Source organism: Streptomyces sp. NPDC058086, assembly GCF_042885015.1.
Classification (GTDB): domain Bacteria; phylum Actinomycetota; class Actinomycetes; order Streptomycetales; family Streptomycetaceae; genus Streptomyces.
The window spans coordinates 41,175-55,580 of record NZ_JBHVST010000024.1 but is presented as its reverse complement, the minus strand read 5'-3'; the positions used below and the strand labels follow the sequence as shown (position 1 = coordinate 55,580).

Sequence of the window (14,406 nt, the reverse complement as noted above, 5' to 3'; positions counted from 1 at the left end):
CGCCCGTGAACGCGGAGGAGTTCGTCATGCCAAGCACCAGGAAGACCGTGATCTCGGTCGTCTCGTTGGTCGCCGCCGGGTCGCTGTTCGGCGCCGCCGGCGCGGCCACGGCCGACGCCGCGACTCCCGCGCCGTCCGCCACCCCGACGGGCGACGGCGCGGCGGCGCTCTGCAAGCGCGCGCCGAAGATCGACCGGCGGATCGACCGGATCCTCACCCGGCTGCGCGCGGACGCTTCCCGGCGTGGTTCCATCGCCCGCCTCGAGCAGCGGGTGGCGAACGCCAAGTCCGCGGGCCACACCCAGATCGAGACCTACCTGAACGACCGGCTCACCTTCCGGCGTTCCCTGGTCCCCACCCTGGAGACCCGCCAGAAGGACCTGGCCGACGTCGAGAAGTGGTGCGGCGCCCACGACAACGGTCGTACGAACTGATGCGCGCGCGCCACACCGTACCGGCGGTACTGGCCGCCCTGCTGTTCCTGGCCGGATGTGGCCACGGCGGGAACGCGCAGAGTGCGCAGAGCACGCAGGGCACGCACAGCACGGGGACCGCGCAGGGCAAGACCACTCGGCAGCCCGCGCCCACATCCTCCGCGGACCTCGGTCACCTGCGGAAGCTCGTCGACGACGCCGATTCCGCGGCGAGCGCGGCGGAGTCGGACATGGCCCGGGAGTGAGGTCAGCGTTCCGTCGACGGGGGCGATCCGCCGGCGTGGAGCCGGTGGTGGCCGTCGACGGGGCGGGTGGTGAAGTGCGGTCGATGCGGGTGATGGGAGGCGGTGCGTTCGATGATCAGGAGGGCGGCGTCGTCGCCGGGGTGGTCGCCGACGTGCGCGAGGAGGTCGTCGTGGATGTGCCGCAGCAGGGCGTCGGGGCTGGCGGCGGGAAAGGAGGCAACCCTCTCGGCGAGCGGGTAGAAGGCGCCAGACGGTGAGCGGGCTTCGATGACGCCGTCGGTGTAGAGCAGGAGGATGTCGCCGGTTTCGAAGGTGAACGGGTCGGGACGGTGGCTCGCGGCGGGCAGCTCGCACATGCCCAGCGGGGGGACGGGGTGGCGCGCGTACAGGACCGTGACCTCGCGGTCGCGCAGCAGGAGAGGCGGTGGATGACCGCAGTTGATCATCCAGGCCTCCGGCCCCTCGTCGGGGATGTCGAGCACGAGCGCGGTGGTGAAGTGCTCCCCCGGGTCCTGCTCGGTGTCGGCCACGTCCTCCAGGTCGCGGCACACGCTGACCTCCAGTGCCGCCGTGAGCTCGGGCAGGGTGGCGTACCGGGGAGCGCCCTCACGGAACGATCCCAGCACCACCGAGGCCTCGCCGATGGAGGCCAGACCCTTGCCGCGTACGTCCCCGATGATCACCCGCGTGGAGGACTGGGCGGCGCGGGCGACCGCGAACAGGTCGCCGCCGATCTGCGTCTCGTCCTCGGCGGCCAGATACAGCCAGGCCACGCGCAGGGGCCCGATCCGGCGGGGCGGCGGTCGAAGCAGGACCCGCTGCGCCGTCTCGGCCACCGACCGCGCCCGGCTCAGTTCTCGGGCACGCCGCTCGCGTACATGGCAGACGAAGACCACCAGCGCCGAGAGCACGGTCAGGGCGATGATCTGCGCGACGTGGTTGGCGGTGGTCAGCCCGCCGTGGAACACCGCGATGAAGACCTGGGCGGCCACGGCCAGCACCCCGACCGCCGCGGTCAGCCGTGGCCCGGCCAGGGAGGCGGTGAGGGCCGGGGCGATGACCAGCAACGGACCCAGGTGGACATCGGTCGGGGAGTGGAGGTCCACCACAGTGATCACTACGATCAGCGCGAGTGGGATTGCCACCAGTCCGCGGCCCGACGGCTGCTCCACGAGGCGGTCCACTGACACACGCCGGACACCCACATATCCCATTTTGCCCCCGATTCCGAGGCCTGTGCTCCCCGGTGGCAAGTCATAAGATCGGTTTATGGGGTCATAGATCCAGCCCGACTACTGACTAAGGTTTGCCTTAGTTTAGGCTTCCCGACGAACCACCCTGCCACCGTTCGAAGGGAACCTGATCATGCCTCGCCCTCTGCGGGTAGCCATTGTCGGAGCCGGCCCCGCCGGGATCTACGCTGCCGACGCGCTGCTGAAGTCCGCAGTTGCGGTCGAGCCCGGTGTGTCCATCGACCTCTTCGAACGGATGCCGGCCCCCTTCGGTCTGATCCGCTACGGCGTGGCCCCCGACCACCCGCGGATCAAGGGCATCATCACGGCCCTGCACCAGGTGCTCGACAAGCCTCAGATACGTCTCTTCGGCAATGTCGACTACCCGGGGGACATCAACCTCGACGACCTGCGCACCTTCTACGACGCCGTGATCTTCTCCACGGGGGCGACGGCCGACCGGGCCCTCGACATACCCGGCATCGGCCTCGACGGCTCGTACGGCGCCGCGGACTTCGTCTCCTGGTACGACGGCCACCCGGACGTGGCGCGGACCTGGCCGCTCGAAGCGGAAAAGGTCGCCGTCCTCGGCGTCGGCAACGTCGCGCTCGACGTCGCCCGCATCCTCGCCAAGACCGCCGACGAACTGCTGCCGACCGAGATCCCGCAGAACGTCTACGACGGCCTCAAGGCCAACAAGGCCCTGGAGGTCCACGTCTTCGGCCGCCGCGGTCCGGCGCAGGCGAAGTTCAGCCCGATGGAGCTGCGGGAGCTGGACCACTCCCCGAACATCGAGGTCATCGTCGACCCCGAGGACATCGACTACGACGAGGGCTCGATCGCGACCCGGCGCGGCAACAAGCAGGCCGACATGGTCGCCAAGACCCTGGAGAACTGGGCCATCCGCGACATCGGTGAGCGCCCGCACAAGCTGTTCCTGCACTTCTTCGAGTCCCCGACCGAGATCCTCGGCGAGAACGGCCAGGTCGTCGGCCTGCGCACCGAGCGCACCGCCCTCGACGGCACCGGCAACGTCAAGGGAACCGGCGAGTTCAAGGACTGGGACCTCGGTGCGGTCTACCGCGCCGTGGGCTACCTGTCCGACGAACTGCCCAAGCTCCCCTGGGACGCCGATTCCGGCACGGTCCCGGACCAGGGCGGCCGCGTGATCGAGGAGACCGGCGAGCACCTGCAGTCGACGTACGTCACCGGCTGGATCCGACGCGGCCCCGTGGGTCTGATCGGCCACACCAAGGGCGACGCCAACGAGACCGTCGCCGGCCTGCTCGACGACCACGCGAACGGACGTCTGCACACGCCCGGCTCGCCCGACCCGGAGGCCGTGGACGCGTTCCTCGGTGAGCGGGACGTCCGCTTCACCACCTGGGAGGGCTGGTACCGCCTGGACGCCGCGGAGAAGGCGCTGGGCGAACCGCAGGGCCGGGAACGCGTGAAGATCGTCGAGCGCGAGGACATGCTCGACGCGAGCGGCGCATAGGACCCGGCGTGCGGTCGCCCTCGACGGCGGCCGCACGCTGCCGCGTCACGTCACGTCGGCGTCGACCGTCAAGGGCCGGTCGACGTAGTCGGCGACCAGCGTCGCGAACTCGTCGGGGGTGACCAGCCGGATGCCGAGGTCCTCGGCCTTGGCGCGCTTGGATCCGGCGCCTTCGCCGGCGACGACCAGCGTGGTCTTCTTGGAGACGCTGGAGGAGGAGCGGCCGCCGGCGCGCTCGATGAGTTCGTTCATCTCGTTGCGGCTGAGCTTCTCCAGCGGGCCGGTCATGGCCCCGGTGACGACGACCGCCATCCCGGTCAGCGGCCCGCCCGCTCGCTCCGCGCCCTCGATGCCGGCGTCGGTGTCGGTGTCGTCGGTGATGACGGGCGCAGTGGCGCCGGGCTCGGTCATGTTGACCCCTGCCGCGGCGAGCTTGTCGATGAGCGGGGCGAGTTCGGCGAGTTCGGCCACGATGGACGGAGCCTTCTCCGTGCCGATGCCCTCGACCCGCTGCATCGCTTCGGCGTCGGCGGCACGTATGTGGTCCATGGTGGCGAAGTACCGCGCGATACGACGGGACATGGAGCGGCCCGTACCGCGGACGCCGAGCGCGCACAGCACCCGCGACAACGGCTGCCCCTTGGCCGCGCCGATCGCCGCGAGGAGATTGTCGGTGCTGGTCCCACCCATTCGTTCGAGGCCGAGGAGCTCGTCGCGGGTGAGGGCGAACACGTCGGCGAGATCGGCGACCAGGCCGGCCTCGACGAGCTGGACGACACGGGTGTGGCCCAGGCCCTCGATGTCGAGCTGGTCGCGGCCGGCGGCGTACGAGAGGGCGGCGACCAGGTGGCAGTTGCGGCCGTTCTCGCAGCGCCAGCGCTGCTCGCTGGTGTCGATGGCGGAGCCGCACCGCGGGCACACCTCGGGGAAGACGATCGGCCGCTCCTCGCCGGTGCGCAGATGGGCGACCGGGGCCTCGACGCGGGGAATCACGTCCCCGGCGCGGTGGACCATCACATGGTCGCCCAGACGCAGGTCGCGGCGGGTGATGTCGGCAGGGTTGTGGAGGGTGGCGTAGGTGATGGTGGAGCCGTCGATCTCGACCGGTTCGAGGACCGCGCGCGGAGCGATGATGCCGGTGCGGCCCACGTTCCACTCCACCTCCAGCAGCCGGGTGATCTTCTCCACGGCCGGCAGCTTGTAGGCGATCGCCCAGCGCGGTGCGCGCGAACCGGATCCGGCGGCCTCCTGATCGGCGGCGAGGTCGGCCTTGATGACGATCCCGTCGATCCCGAACGGCAACTCCGCCCGCAGCGCGGCGATCTCCTTCACCCGGGCCAGGACCTGCTCCGCGGTCTCCGCCGTGGTCCCGGGCACGGCGGTGGCGGCGGTGGTGTTCACGCCGAGCTCGCCGCACCGTGCCATCAGCTCGCTGTGCGCGCCCTCACCCAGCCGCGCCGCGAGGGTCTCCTCGGTGCCGGGCAGCGGCAGCAGGGCGTAGCCGAAGAAGGTCATCGGCACGGTGTAGGCGCGGTCCTTGGCGCGCAGGGTGCCCGCCGCGGCGTTGCGCGGGTTCGCGAACGGCTGCCCGCCGTGCGCGGTGCGCACCTCGTTGGCGTGCTCGAACTGGGCGGTGGTCATCAGGACTTCGCCCCGCACCTCCACCGTGACCGGCTCGGCGAGTTCGGCCGGGAGGCCTTCGACGGTGCCGATGGCGTGCGAGACGTCCTCCCCGGCCGTCCCGTCGCCACGGGTGATCAGCCGGGTGAGGCGACCATGGGTGTACCGGGCGGCGATCGCGAGCCCGTCGAGCTTCGGCTCGACACCGAACCGTGTGACGTCATGGCCGATCCGCCGGGCCAGCGACGCGGTCCAGGCGGTGAACTCCTCCGGCGAGAACACGTTGTCCAGGCTCAGCATGGGTACCGTGTGCGGGACATCGCCCTCCGCGGCGCCACCGGCGACCTTCCCGGTCGGTGAGTCGGGCAGCACCTCGTCGGGATGAGCGGACTCCCACGCCGCGATGCCCCGCACGAGCCGGTCGTAGGTGTCGTCGTCCAGTACTGACGTGCCGCCCGCGTAGTAGGCGGCCGAGGCCTTCACGGCGTCCTCGACCGCCTGCGCGTAGGCGGCGGCATCCACGATCACTGCGGCTGGTGTTGTCATACCCGCCATCCTGCACGCCACCACTGACAACGCCCCGGTACGCGTCTGCCGCGCGCCGGAAACCAGGTGACCGCGACGGCGTCCACCACTACGGTGAACTCGTTCAGGTGCGAAGGTTTCGGCTACTTCTCCTGTCAAGAGAGAGACGCGGGTTCGAATCCCGTCGCCCGCCCCGGCGGGTGTCGTCCAGCGGCCCAGGACACTTACGTCGCCGACACCGAACCCGATCTCTGAACACCGCGACACGAGCCGTCCGCCACGGGGGAGAACAGGCGGACGGCTTCGTCGTGCGCGCAGGGAAGCTGCTGGGCAGGGACGAGCGGCTGCCCGCCGGCCGCGGACCGGTTCACTCCGGCGGCGCGGAACCCGGCGCGCCCACCCGTAGACCGTCCATCACGAGGTCCAGAAGGCGGGTGGCGCGCGGCTGCCAGTCGCCGTCCGCGTCGATCTGCCAGAGACCGGCGATGAAGAGGAAGAAGTCCTCGGGCGTCACTCCGGGGCGGATGGTGCCCGCCTTGTCGTTCGCCGCCAGGAGCAGCGCGGTGGCCGAGGACATCGCGCCGTGTCCCAGCCGGGTCAGGGTGCCGTGCGCGAGGGTGGTGGCGCGCAGGGCCTCGGCCAGGCCGACCTTGGTCATGGCGAACTGGGCCAGGCGGTCCATCCACTCCCGCAGGGCCCGGTCCGGCGCACGCGTTTCGAGCAGCTGGGCCGCGGCGTCGGCGACCTGCTGCACCTCGTGGCGGTAGATCTCCAGGAGGAGTGCCTCGCGATTGGGGAAGTTGCGATAGAACGTCCCTTGCCCGACCCCCGCCTTCTTGGCGATCGCGCTGAGCGGGGTGTCCGCCGACCGTGTCAGCTCGGCGAGGGCCACATCGAGGATGCGCTCGCGATTGCGTTGCGCGTCCGAGCGCAGCGGGGTGGCCTTCTTCTGCTGCACTCGGGCCTCCTTCGTCCTCCGCCCTGCCCGGCGGCGCCTTGCTAACCGGACAGCTGTCCGATAGGTTCAGAATTAACGGACAGTTGTCCGCTTAGGTTCACCATACCGCCGGATCCGGCCAGTGTGGACCATCGGTGTTCCCTTTTCCCGGCCCTCTCGCGACTTCCTTTCCTCCTCAGACAGGCGAAAGAAGGCTGATCATGGCCCCCACGACGTCCGGCGGTACGACCTCGACGTCCAGCGCCATCACTCTGCACGTCAACGGCGAGAAGTACACGCTGCCCGTCGACCATCGCACCACCCTGCTCGACGCGCTGCGTGAGCGTCTCGATCTCACCGGTACCAAGAAAGGCTGTGATCAGGGCCAGTGCGGCGCCTGCACGGTGCTGCTCGACGGACGCCGGGCCGTCTCCTGTCTGCAACTCGCCGTCGCCGCCGAGGGACGCGAGATCACCACCATCGAAGGGGTGGCGGACGGTGAGCGGCTGCATCCCGTGCAACAGGCCTTCCTCGACCTCGACGGCTACCAGTGCGGCTACTGCACGCCCGGCCAGATCTGTTCGGCCCTCGCGGTGATCGAGGAGCACGCGGCGGGCTGGCCGAGCGCCGTGACCGCCGACGTGCGGCCCGAAGCGGGGGTTGTGCAGCTCACGCCCGAGGAGATCCGTGAGCGGATGAGCGGCAACCTGTGCCGGTGCGGCGCGTATGTGTCGATCGTCCAGGCCGTCGCGCGGGCGGCTCAGTCGTCCGATACGCGGTCGTCCGAGACCAAGGAGACGGCGGCATGAGGGAGTTCGACTACGAGCGCGCCTTCGACGTCACCGGCGCGGTCGCTCTGCTGGGCGCCGACCCCGACGCACGCTATCTCGGCGGTGGTACCAATCTCGTCGACCTGATGAAGAGCGGGGTGGAGCGGCCCGCCCGGCTCGTCGACGTGCGTGAACTCCCCCTCGACCGGATCCAGTTCACAAAGAGCGGCGGGCTACGGATCGGCGCGACCGTGACCAACAGCGACCTCGCCGCCCATCCCGACGTGCGGCGCCACTACCCGGCGTTGACCCAGGCCGTGCTGGCCGGGGCCTCCGGTCAGCTGCGCAACATGGCCACGGTCGGCGGAAACCTGCTCCAGCGCACCCGCTGCGGCTACTTCACCGACCTGGCGAAGCCCTGCAACAAGCGGGTCCCCGGCAGCGGTTGCCCGGCCGTCGAGGGCGAGCACCACAACCACGCCATCCTCGGCGCCTCCACGCACTGCGTGGCCACGCACCCCTCGGACATGGCCGTGGCCCTCACCGCCTTCGACGCCGTCGTCTCGTACGAAACGGCGGACGGGCCGGGGGAGTTGCCGCTCGCGGAGTTCTATCTGCCGGTGGGTGACACCCCGCACCTGGAGACCGCCCTGCCGCCCGGCGCGCTGATCACCGGCGTCACCCTGCCGGCCGCCCAGGTCGCCGCCCGATCCCGCTACCGCAAGGTGCGCGAGCGCGCCTCGTACGCGTTCGCGATCGGCTCGATCGCCGCCGCCCTCGACGTCCATGACGGTGTCGTACGCGAAGTGCGCCTCGCCTTCGGGGCGGTGGCCTCCCGGCCGTGGCGGGCCCGGGCGGCCGAGCGGGCGCTGACCGGCGGACCGGCGAGCGCCGAGGCCTTCGCCGCCGCCGCGGACGCCGAGCTCGCGGCCGCCCGGACGCTGCCCCACAACGGATACAAGGTGCCTCTGATGCGCAATCTCGTCGTGGCGATGCTGACCGAACTCACCGAGGAGGCGGCCCGATGACCGGTACGACCGCGACCACGACCGCGACGACGGCGGCGACCGCGACGTTCGGGGCCGTCGGCGCCGCGCACACCCGCGTCGAGGGCGTGGCCAAGGTCACCGGGGCGGCGCGCTACGCGGGCGAGGTCCCGTATCCCGAACTCGCCCACGGCTGGCTGGTGTTGTCCACCATTGCCCGTGGCCGGATCCGCGCGGTGGAGTCCGCGCCCGTCCTCGCGATGCCGGGCGTCGTCGCCGTCCTGCACCACGAGAACGCACCGCGTCTCAACGGCGACTACACGAACGCCTTCGGGGTGCCCGACCCGATCGCCCAGATCTTCCAGCACGACCGGGTCCCGTTCGTGGGCTGGCCGGTTGCTCTGGTCGTCGCCGAGACGCCCGAACAGGCCAGGGAGGCCGCCGAGTCCCTTGTCGTCGTGTACGACAAGGAGCCGCACGACGTCGTGTTCACCGCCGGGCTGCCCGGGGTGTACGCGCCGGAGAGCGCCCCCGCCGCGCAGAAGGGTGACCTGGAGGCCGAACTCGCCGCGTCCGCCGTCGTCGTGGACGCCGAGTACAGCACTCCGGAGGAGCACCACAGTCCCATGGAGCCGCACGCGGCGATCGCGCGCTGGGACGGCGGCCGGCTCGAGGTCGTCGACTCCAACCAGGGCAGCAGGTTCGTGGCGGACGAACTCGCGAAGCTGTTCTCGCTCGACCCCCAGTCGGTGCGGGTGCGTTCGGAACACGTCGGCGGCGGCTTCGGTTCCAAGGGCACCCGCCCGCACTCGGTCGCCGCCGCGATGGCCGCGACCGTCCTGCAGCGTCCCGTCCGCGTCGTACTGACCCGCCGTCAGATGTTCTCGCTGGTCGGCTACCGCAGCCCCACGGCCCAGCGGGTCAGGCTCGGCGCCGACGAGGACGGCCGGCTGCGCGCGTTCGACCACCGGGCCGAGAGCCTCACCTCGACCGTCCACGAGTTCGTCGAGCGGTGCTCCGAGTTCGGACGTGCGATGTACGACTCCGACGCGCACTACTCGCAGAGCCGTGTCGTACGGCTCGACGTGCCGACCCCGAGCTGGATGCGGGCGCCGGGCGAGGCGCCGGGCTCGTTCGCGCTGGAGTCCGCGCTCGACGAACTCGCCGAGAAGTGCGGACTCGACCCGATCGCGCTGCGCGCCCGCAACGAACCGGCCGTCGGCCCCGTCTCCGGGCTGCCGTTCAGCGGCCGCAACCTGCTCGCGTGCTTCGAGGAGGGGGCCCGTCGGTTCGGCTGGGCGGACCGTGACCCGCGTCCCGGCGTCCGCCGCGAGGGCCGCTGGCTGCTCGGGACCGGCACGGCCGCGTCCACGTTCCCCGTGCTGTCCGCCCCGTCCACGGCGGCCGTGACGGCCGAGCCGGACGGCACCTTCACCGTACGCATCACCGCGTCCGACATCGGGACCGGGGCCAGGACCGCGCTCACCCTGATCGCCGCGGACGCGCTGGAGGTGGCGCCGGAGCGCATCCGGATGCGGATCGCGGACAGCGACTTCGGCTTCGCGATGATCGCCGGCGGCTCGATGGGCACCCGCTCCTGGGCCTGGGCGATCAGGGTCGCGGCGGACGAGTTGCGCGAGCGGCTGGCCCTGGGCGGCGGCATTCCGCCGGAGGGGATCACGGCGCGCTCGGACACCTCGCAGGCGGTCGGCGCGCTGGAGCAGAAGGAACGGCACTCCTTCGGGGCGCAGTTCGCCGAGGTCGCCGTCGATGTCACCAGTGGGGAGGTGCGGGTGCGGCGGATGCTCGGCATCTTCGCCGCCGGCCGGATCGTCAACCCGCTGACCGCGCGCGGGCAGTTCGTCGGAGGCATGATCTGGGGCCTGTCCATGGCCCTGCACGAGGAGGCTCACCGGGACCGGGCCGGCGGCGGCCATGTCGGCGCCGACCTCGCCGGATACCACTTCTCCGCGCACGCCGACGTACCCGACATCGAGGCGGACTGGGTGGACGACCCCGACCCCGGGGACCCGGTCGGCATCAAGGGCATCGGCGAGATCGGGGTCGTCGGAGCGGCGGCGGCGATCGCCAACGCGGTCTGGCACGCGACCGGTGTTCGCCACCGGAATCTGCCGATCCGCCCGGACCGGGTGCTGCTGGCCGGCGCGGGAGGGGACCGGGATGCTTGACATCGCCGACGAGCTGAACCGGTGGGCCGAGGAGGGCCGGGACTTCGCCGTCGCCACCGTCGTGAGCGTCGGTGGCAGCGCCCCGCGAGGCCCCGGCGCCGCCCTCGCGGTCGACAGCGGCGGCACGGCCGTCGGCTCGGTCTCCGGCGGCTGTGTGGAAGGCGCCGTGTACGACCTGTGCGTCCAGGCGCTCCAGGACGGCCGGACGGTGCTGGAACGGTTCGGCTACAGCGACGAGGACGCCTTCGCGGTCGGGCTGACCTGCGGCGGGGTCATCGAGGTCCTGGTCACCCCGGTGCGCGCGGACGCGCCTGAGCGGCCGGTGTACGCGGCGGCGCTGGTGGCCGCGTCCCGGGGTGAGGCGGCGGCCGTCGCCCGGGTGGCCAGGGGGCCGGTGGAGCTGCTGGGGAGGGTGCTGCTCGTCCGCCCCGACGGCTCGTCCGGCTCCTGCGGGCCGTCCACGCCGTACGCGGGAGGCCCGGGCGTCTCCCACGAGGGGAGCCTCGGCGGTCGTCCGGAGCTGGACCGTACGGCGGTGGCCGAGGCACGTGCCCTGCTGGCGGTGGGCCGCACCGGCACCCTCGAACTGTCGGAGGACGGCGCGCGCTGCCCGGGCGGCGTGACCCTGCTCGTCGAGTCGAGCGTGCCGCCGCCCCGAATGATCGTCTTCGGCGCCGTGGACTTCGCGACGGCGCTGGTACGGGTGGGCAAGTTCCTCGGCTATCACGTGACCGTGTGCGACGCCCGCCCGGTCTTCGCCACCCGGGTCCGCTTCCCCGACGCGGACGACATCGTGGTCGACTGGCCGCACCGATACCTCCGGCGCACCGTGACCGACGACCGCACGGTCCTGTGTGTGCTCACCCACGACGCCAAGTTCGATGTACCGCTGCTGGAGGCGGCCCTGCGGATGCCGGTGGCGTTCGTCGGCGCCATGGGGTCGCGCCGCACCCACGAGGACCGTACGCGTCGGCTGCGTGAAGTCGGCCTGGGCGAGCGGGAGTTGGCCCGTCTGAGATCCCCGATCGGGCTCGACCTCGGGGCCCGTACGCCCGAGGAGACCGCGCTGTCCATCGCGGCGGAGATCGTCGCGGCGCGGGAGGGCGGGACAGGTGCTCCTCTCACCGGCTCCGGTACACCGATCCACCGTGACGAGGGCGGGCGGGGGACCGGTGCGGCGGGGGCGAGGGAGGCCGCCTGAGGGAGGCGCGCACGCGATGCGCGGCCACCGCCGGGGCAAGATCGCGCCGCCCGTCTCCTGAGCCGACGCCGGACACGGCAAGTTGTCGAGGCGTGGCCGCGGTTCAGGAAGACAAGGGGAGGCGGCCCGCGGCTCAGGGAGCCGAGGCGGAGCGCGCGAGCCAGTCGTACGCGGCCTGCGCGGTGAACTCGCCCTGACCGCCGCGCAGCAGCAGCCCCGCCGTGGCGAACGCCGGGTCGTCGGCCTGCGCGGCGACGTACGGGACGGCGATGCAGCGCATCCCGGCCGCGTGCGCGGCGGCGGCGCCCGGAGCGGCGTCCTCCAGGACCACGCAGTCCGCCGGGTCGGCCCCCAGGCGGCGCGCCGCTTCGAGGAAGACGTCCGGGGCGGGCTTGCCGTGTGCGACCTCGTCGGCCGAGACGACGGTCGTCAGGTGGGCGGCCAGGCCGGTGCCCGTCAGGATCGCCTCGATGGCGGCGGGTGAGGAACCCGAGGCCACGGCCATCGAGGCGCCCTCGGCGGCCAGCAGTTCCACGAACTTCCGCATCTGCGGGTACACGTGAGTGGCGGAGCGGGCCAGCTCCAGATAGCGGCGGTTCATGTCGGTGAGCAGGGCGTCGAGCGGGGGCCGCAAGTCGAAGCGTTCCTTCCAGAGCGCCACCGTATCCCGGGTGCTGATGCCGACGTACCGCTCGTGCTCGGCCCAGGTGAAGTCGGCGATGCCCTGCTCGGCGAGCGTCTGGCGGCTGGCTTCGAAATAGTTCGGCTCGCTGTCCACGAGTGTGCCGTCGAGATCGAAAATGACCGAAGTGCGGCCGAGAGTGCTCATGGGGTCCAGGATGCCAAGCGGGGCCGAGCGCGGTCGATCACCCCTGTGTCACCGGTCAGCTTCTGGTTGCTCGCCCGATCGACTCCACCAGGGGCAGCACCCGGTGCGGAACGCGTTCGCGCAGTGCCACCTCGGTGCGGGTGCGGACGACGCCGGGCATGCTGATGAGCGCTTGGATCACGTCCTCCAGGTGGGCGTTGTCGCGCGCCACGACCCGGGTGAGCAGATCGCCGCCGCCCGTGATCGAGAACGCCTCGATGATCTCCGGTACGGCGGCCAGCGCGTCGCCGACCTCGTCGAGGTGCCCCTGCGTGACCTCGATGTGCACGAAGGCGAGGACGGGGTGGCCGAGCGCCGCGGGTGACAGCGATGGGCCCGTGCCGGTGATCACCCCCTCCCGTTCCAGCCGGTCGAGGCGGGCCTGGAGTGTGCCGCGGGCGACACCGAGCATGCGGGCGTACTCGCGCACGCTGGTACGCGGCTGCTCCAGCAGCAGCCGCAGGATGCGGGTGTCGAGTCCGTCCACGGCCATGATCCACCGGCCTCCCTGCCGCCTGGGGTGATCTTCGTCGACCGTACCAATGGCTCAGCCCGCCGCGAGTCCGGTGGGAAGGTTCGCCCCTCGTGCTCACCGTCGTCCGCCGCGCCGCGTTTGCCGGTGCGGCGCCCACCGCGTTACCTGGAGGGGTGGCGCAAGGCGCGAGGAGCGGCGAGGAGCGACGATGATCACGCAGGAGCAGGTCGACCGAATTCTCCGGCTCGACGGGAACGGGCTCCCGTTGGTCTCCCTCTACCTTCCGGTGGAACCGGACCAGCCCGGCCCTGGCGCGTACCGGACCCGGCCGGCCGGCCTGCTGGACCGCATCAGGCCGCTCGCGGACGACCACTCGCTGGACCACGCCGCACGGCTCTCGCTGCGCGACGACATCGCGAAGATCGAGCAGAGGCTCGGCGAGGAACCCCAGCGGCCCGGGACCGTCGTCGTCTTCTCCTGCAGCGGCAACGGCGTCTACGAGGAGGTGTGGCTGCCGCGCGCCACCCACGAACGCGTCGTGGTGGACGCGGCCCCCTTCGTCCGTCCGATGCTGGCGGTGCTCGACGAGTACCACCGCATCTGCGCGGTCGTCGTGGACGAGGCCACCGCGCAGATCTGGGAGTACCACCTCGACGAGGTACGGGAGCTGGAGGCGATCCGCGACCGTATGCTGCGGGGGCCCGAGCACGCCGCGGGGCTCGACGAGGTACGGGTCCGCGACATGGCCGACGAGCTGAGCAAAAGGCACTACCGGCGGCTCATCGGCGAGCTCAAGCGCCTGTTCAAGGAGGGGGGCTTCGATCTGCTGGCCGTCGGCGGGCACCCCTATCAGGTACCGGCCTTCATCGAGTTCCTCCCCCGTGACCTGCACGACCGGCTCGTCGGTCGCTTCACCGTCGACCGCGACACCGCGACCGCCGCCGGCATCCGGGACAAGGTACGGGTTCTTGTCACCGACCGCGCGTACCAGGAGCAGGAGCGGCTGGTCGGCGAGATCCTCGAGGCCGTCGCGACCAAGCATCACGCGACGGTCGGGCTCGACGACACCCTGTGGGCGGCGTCGCTGGCCGCGATCCGGACGCTGGCCGTGGACACGGAGGCCGTGGCCCCGGGAGTCGTCTGCGACCGCGACGGGCTGCTCGCCCGCACGGGGGAGCAGTGCCTGCTCTGCGGAGACGCCCTGCGCGAGGTCCCCGACGTCATCGGGGAACTGGTGAAGACCGTCATCGAGGACAGCGGCGAGGTCCGCCACATCGAGATGGAGACGGACCTGCGCACACACCTGACCGGGGCCCTGCTGCGCTTCGAACTGCCCCCGCACCCGATCGACACGGAGTGATGCCAATGGCATCCACATGGCTCCCCTCTCCGCTCGCTGACTGTGCCAATGGCTCAGTGCTCCGGA

13 protein-coding genes and 1 tRNA gene are annotated in these 14,406 nt (G+C 71.6%); 9 read left to right on the top strand and 5 right to left on the bottom strand.

Annotated features, from left to right (window positions below; all coding sequences use genetic code 11):
- Window positions 1-26: 26 nt before the first annotated feature.
- Both ACFVWD_RS20595 and ACFVWD_RS20590 read left to right on the top strand, forming a co-directional pair.
- Window positions 27-434, top strand: a complete 408-nt coding sequence (locus ACFVWD_RS20595) for a hypothetical protein (RefSeq protein WP_389597842.1) — start codon at window positions 27-29, stop codon at window positions 432-434.
- Window positions 434-679: a hypothetical protein gene (locus ACFVWD_RS20590; protein WP_389597840.1), complete on the top strand. Its 246-nt coding sequence runs from the start codon at window positions 434-436 to the stop codon at window positions 677-679. Before ACFVWD_RS20595 ends, ACFVWD_RS20590 begins: the two co-directional genes overlap by 1 nt.
- A gap of 2 nt (window positions 680-681) precedes the next feature.
- Here the strand turns inward: ACFVWD_RS20590 and ACFVWD_RS20585 are convergent, their stop codons facing one another.
- Complete coding sequence (locus ACFVWD_RS20585) at window positions 682-1,893, bottom strand: PP2C family protein-serine/threonine phosphatase (RefSeq protein ID WP_389597839.1); 1,212 nt, start codon at window positions 1,891-1,893, stop codon at window positions 682-684.
- 151 nt (window positions 1,894-2,044) lie between these two features.
- On the opposite strand from ACFVWD_RS20585, the gene ACFVWD_RS20580 reads away from it, so the two are divergent.
- Complete coding sequence (locus tag ACFVWD_RS20580) at window positions 2,045-3,409, top strand: FAD-dependent oxidoreductase (RefSeq protein WP_389597838.1); 1,365 nt, start codon at window positions 2,045-2,047, stop codon at window positions 3,407-3,409.
- 45 nt (window positions 3,410-3,454) lie between these two features.
- Here ACFVWD_RS20580 and ligA read toward each other — a convergent pair whose 3' ends face one another.
- On the bottom strand, window positions 3,455-5,575 hold the full coding sequence (ligA, locus tag ACFVWD_RS20575; protein WP_389597836.1) for an NAD-dependent DNA ligase LigA: 2,121 nt from the start codon (window positions 5,573-5,575) through the stop codon (window positions 3,455-3,457).
- A gap of 109 nt (window positions 5,576-5,684) precedes the next feature.
- Here ligA and ACFVWD_RS20570 point away from each other — a divergent pair.
- Window positions 5,685-5,747, top strand: a tRNA-Ser gene (locus ACFVWD_RS20570).
- Between the two features lie 174 nt (window positions 5,748-5,921).
- Here the strand turns inward: ACFVWD_RS20570 and ACFVWD_RS20565 are convergent.
- Window positions 5,922-6,512 (bottom strand): TetR/AcrR family transcriptional regulator, encoded by a 591-nt coding sequence (locus ACFVWD_RS20565; RefSeq protein ID WP_168506510.1) that lies wholly within the window; start codon window positions 6,510-6,512, stop codon window positions 5,922-5,924.
- 200 nt (window positions 6,513-6,712) lie between these two features.
- Between ACFVWD_RS20565 and ACFVWD_RS20560 the strand changes: the two genes are divergently transcribed.
- Genes ACFVWD_RS20560 through ACFVWD_RS20545 form a run of 4 tightly spaced genes read left to right on the top strand, consistent with a single transcriptional unit; the run spans window position 6,713 to window position 11,637 of the window.
- Complete coding sequence (locus ACFVWD_RS20560; protein WP_389597834.1) at window positions 6,713-7,300, top strand: (2Fe-2S)-binding protein; 588 nt, start codon at window positions 6,713-6,715, stop codon at window positions 7,298-7,300.
- Window positions 7,297-8,289, top strand: a complete 993-nt coding sequence (locus ACFVWD_RS20555) for an FAD binding domain-containing protein (RefSeq protein ID WP_389597832.1) — start codon at window positions 7,297-7,299, stop codon at window positions 8,287-8,289. Before ACFVWD_RS20560 ends, ACFVWD_RS20555 begins: the two co-directional genes overlap by 4 nt.
- Window positions 8,286-10,436, top strand: coding sequence for a xanthine dehydrogenase family protein molybdopterin-binding subunit (locus ACFVWD_RS20550; protein ID WP_389597830.1), 2,151 nt, complete (start codon window positions 8,286-8,288; stop codon window positions 10,434-10,436). Before ACFVWD_RS20555 ends, ACFVWD_RS20550 begins: the two co-directional genes overlap by 4 nt.
- Entirely contained in the window at window positions 10,429-11,637 is a 1,209-nt protein-coding gene (locus ACFVWD_RS20545; RefSeq protein ID WP_389597828.1) for an XdhC family protein, read from the top strand. The genes ACFVWD_RS20550 and ACFVWD_RS20545 overlap by 8 nt, the downstream gene beginning before the upstream one ends.
- A 133-nt stretch (window positions 11,638-11,770) precedes the next feature.
- Here ACFVWD_RS20545 and ACFVWD_RS20540 read toward each other — a convergent pair whose 3' ends face one another.
- On the bottom strand, window positions 11,771-12,466 hold the full coding sequence (locus ACFVWD_RS20540) for an HAD family hydrolase (RefSeq protein WP_389597826.1): 696 nt from the start codon (window positions 12,464-12,466) through the stop codon (window positions 11,771-11,773).
- 55 nt (window positions 12,467-12,521) lie between these two features.
- Window positions 12,522-12,998, bottom strand: coding sequence for an Lrp/AsnC family transcriptional regulator (locus ACFVWD_RS20535; RefSeq protein ID WP_389597824.1), 477 nt, complete (start codon window positions 12,996-12,998; stop codon window positions 12,522-12,524).
- Between the two features lie 190 nt (window positions 12,999-13,188).
- On the opposite strand from ACFVWD_RS20535, the gene ACFVWD_RS20530 reads away from it, so the two are divergent.
- On the top strand, window positions 13,189-14,340 hold the full coding sequence (locus tag ACFVWD_RS20530; protein WP_389597822.1) for a hypothetical protein: 1,152 nt from the start codon (window positions 13,189-13,191) through the stop codon (window positions 14,338-14,340).
- The last annotated feature ends 66 nt before the right edge of the window (window positions 14,341-14,406 follow it).

Excerpts from the sequence above, each read along its gene's own strand:
- ACFVWD_RS20590 (WP_389597840.1), top strand. The coding sequence starts at position 434 with ATGCGCGCGCGCCACACCGTACCGGCGGTACTGGCCGCCCTGCTGTTC.
- ACFVWD_RS20595 (WP_389597842.1), top strand. The coding sequence starts at position 27 with ATGCCAAGCACCAGGAAGACCGTGATCTCGGTCGTCTCGTTGGTCGCC.
- ACFVWD_RS20560 (WP_389597834.1), top strand. The coding sequence starts at position 6,713 with ATGGCCCCCACGACGTCCGGCGGTACGACCTCGACGTCCAGCGCCATC.
- ACFVWD_RS20535 (WP_389597824.1), bottom strand. The coding sequence starts at position 12,998 with ATGGCCGTGGACGGACTCGACACCCGCATCCTGCGGCTGCTGCTGGAG.
- ACFVWD_RS20585 (WP_389597839.1), bottom strand. The coding sequence starts at position 1,893 with ATGGGATATGTGGGTGTCCGGCGTGTGTCAGTGGACCGCCTCGTGGAG.
- ACFVWD_RS20530 (WP_389597822.1), top strand. The coding sequence starts at position 13,189 with ATGATCACGCAGGAGCAGGTCGACCGAATTCTCCGGCTCGACGGGAAC.
- ligA (WP_389597836.1), bottom strand. The coding sequence starts at position 5,575 with ATGACAACACCAGCCGCAGTGATCGTGGATGCCGCCGCCTACGCGCAG.
- ACFVWD_RS20540 (WP_389597826.1), bottom strand. The coding sequence starts at position 12,466 with ATGAGCACTCTCGGCCGCACTTCGGTCATTTTCGATCTCGACGGCACA.
- ACFVWD_RS20555 (WP_389597832.1), top strand. The coding sequence starts at position 7,297 with ATGAGGGAGTTCGACTACGAGCGCGCCTTCGACGTCACCGGCGCGGTC.
- ACFVWD_RS20545 (WP_389597828.1), top strand. The coding sequence starts at position 10,429 with ATGCTTGACATCGCCGACGAGCTGAACCGGTGGGCCGAGGAGGGCCGG.
- ACFVWD_RS20580 (WP_389597838.1), top strand. The coding sequence starts at position 2,045 with ATGCCTCGCCCTCTGCGGGTAGCCATTGTCGGAGCCGGCCCCGCCGGG.
- ACFVWD_RS20550 (WP_389597830.1), top strand. The coding sequence starts at position 8,286 with ATGACCGGTACGACCGCGACCACGACCGCGACGACGGCGGCGACCGCG.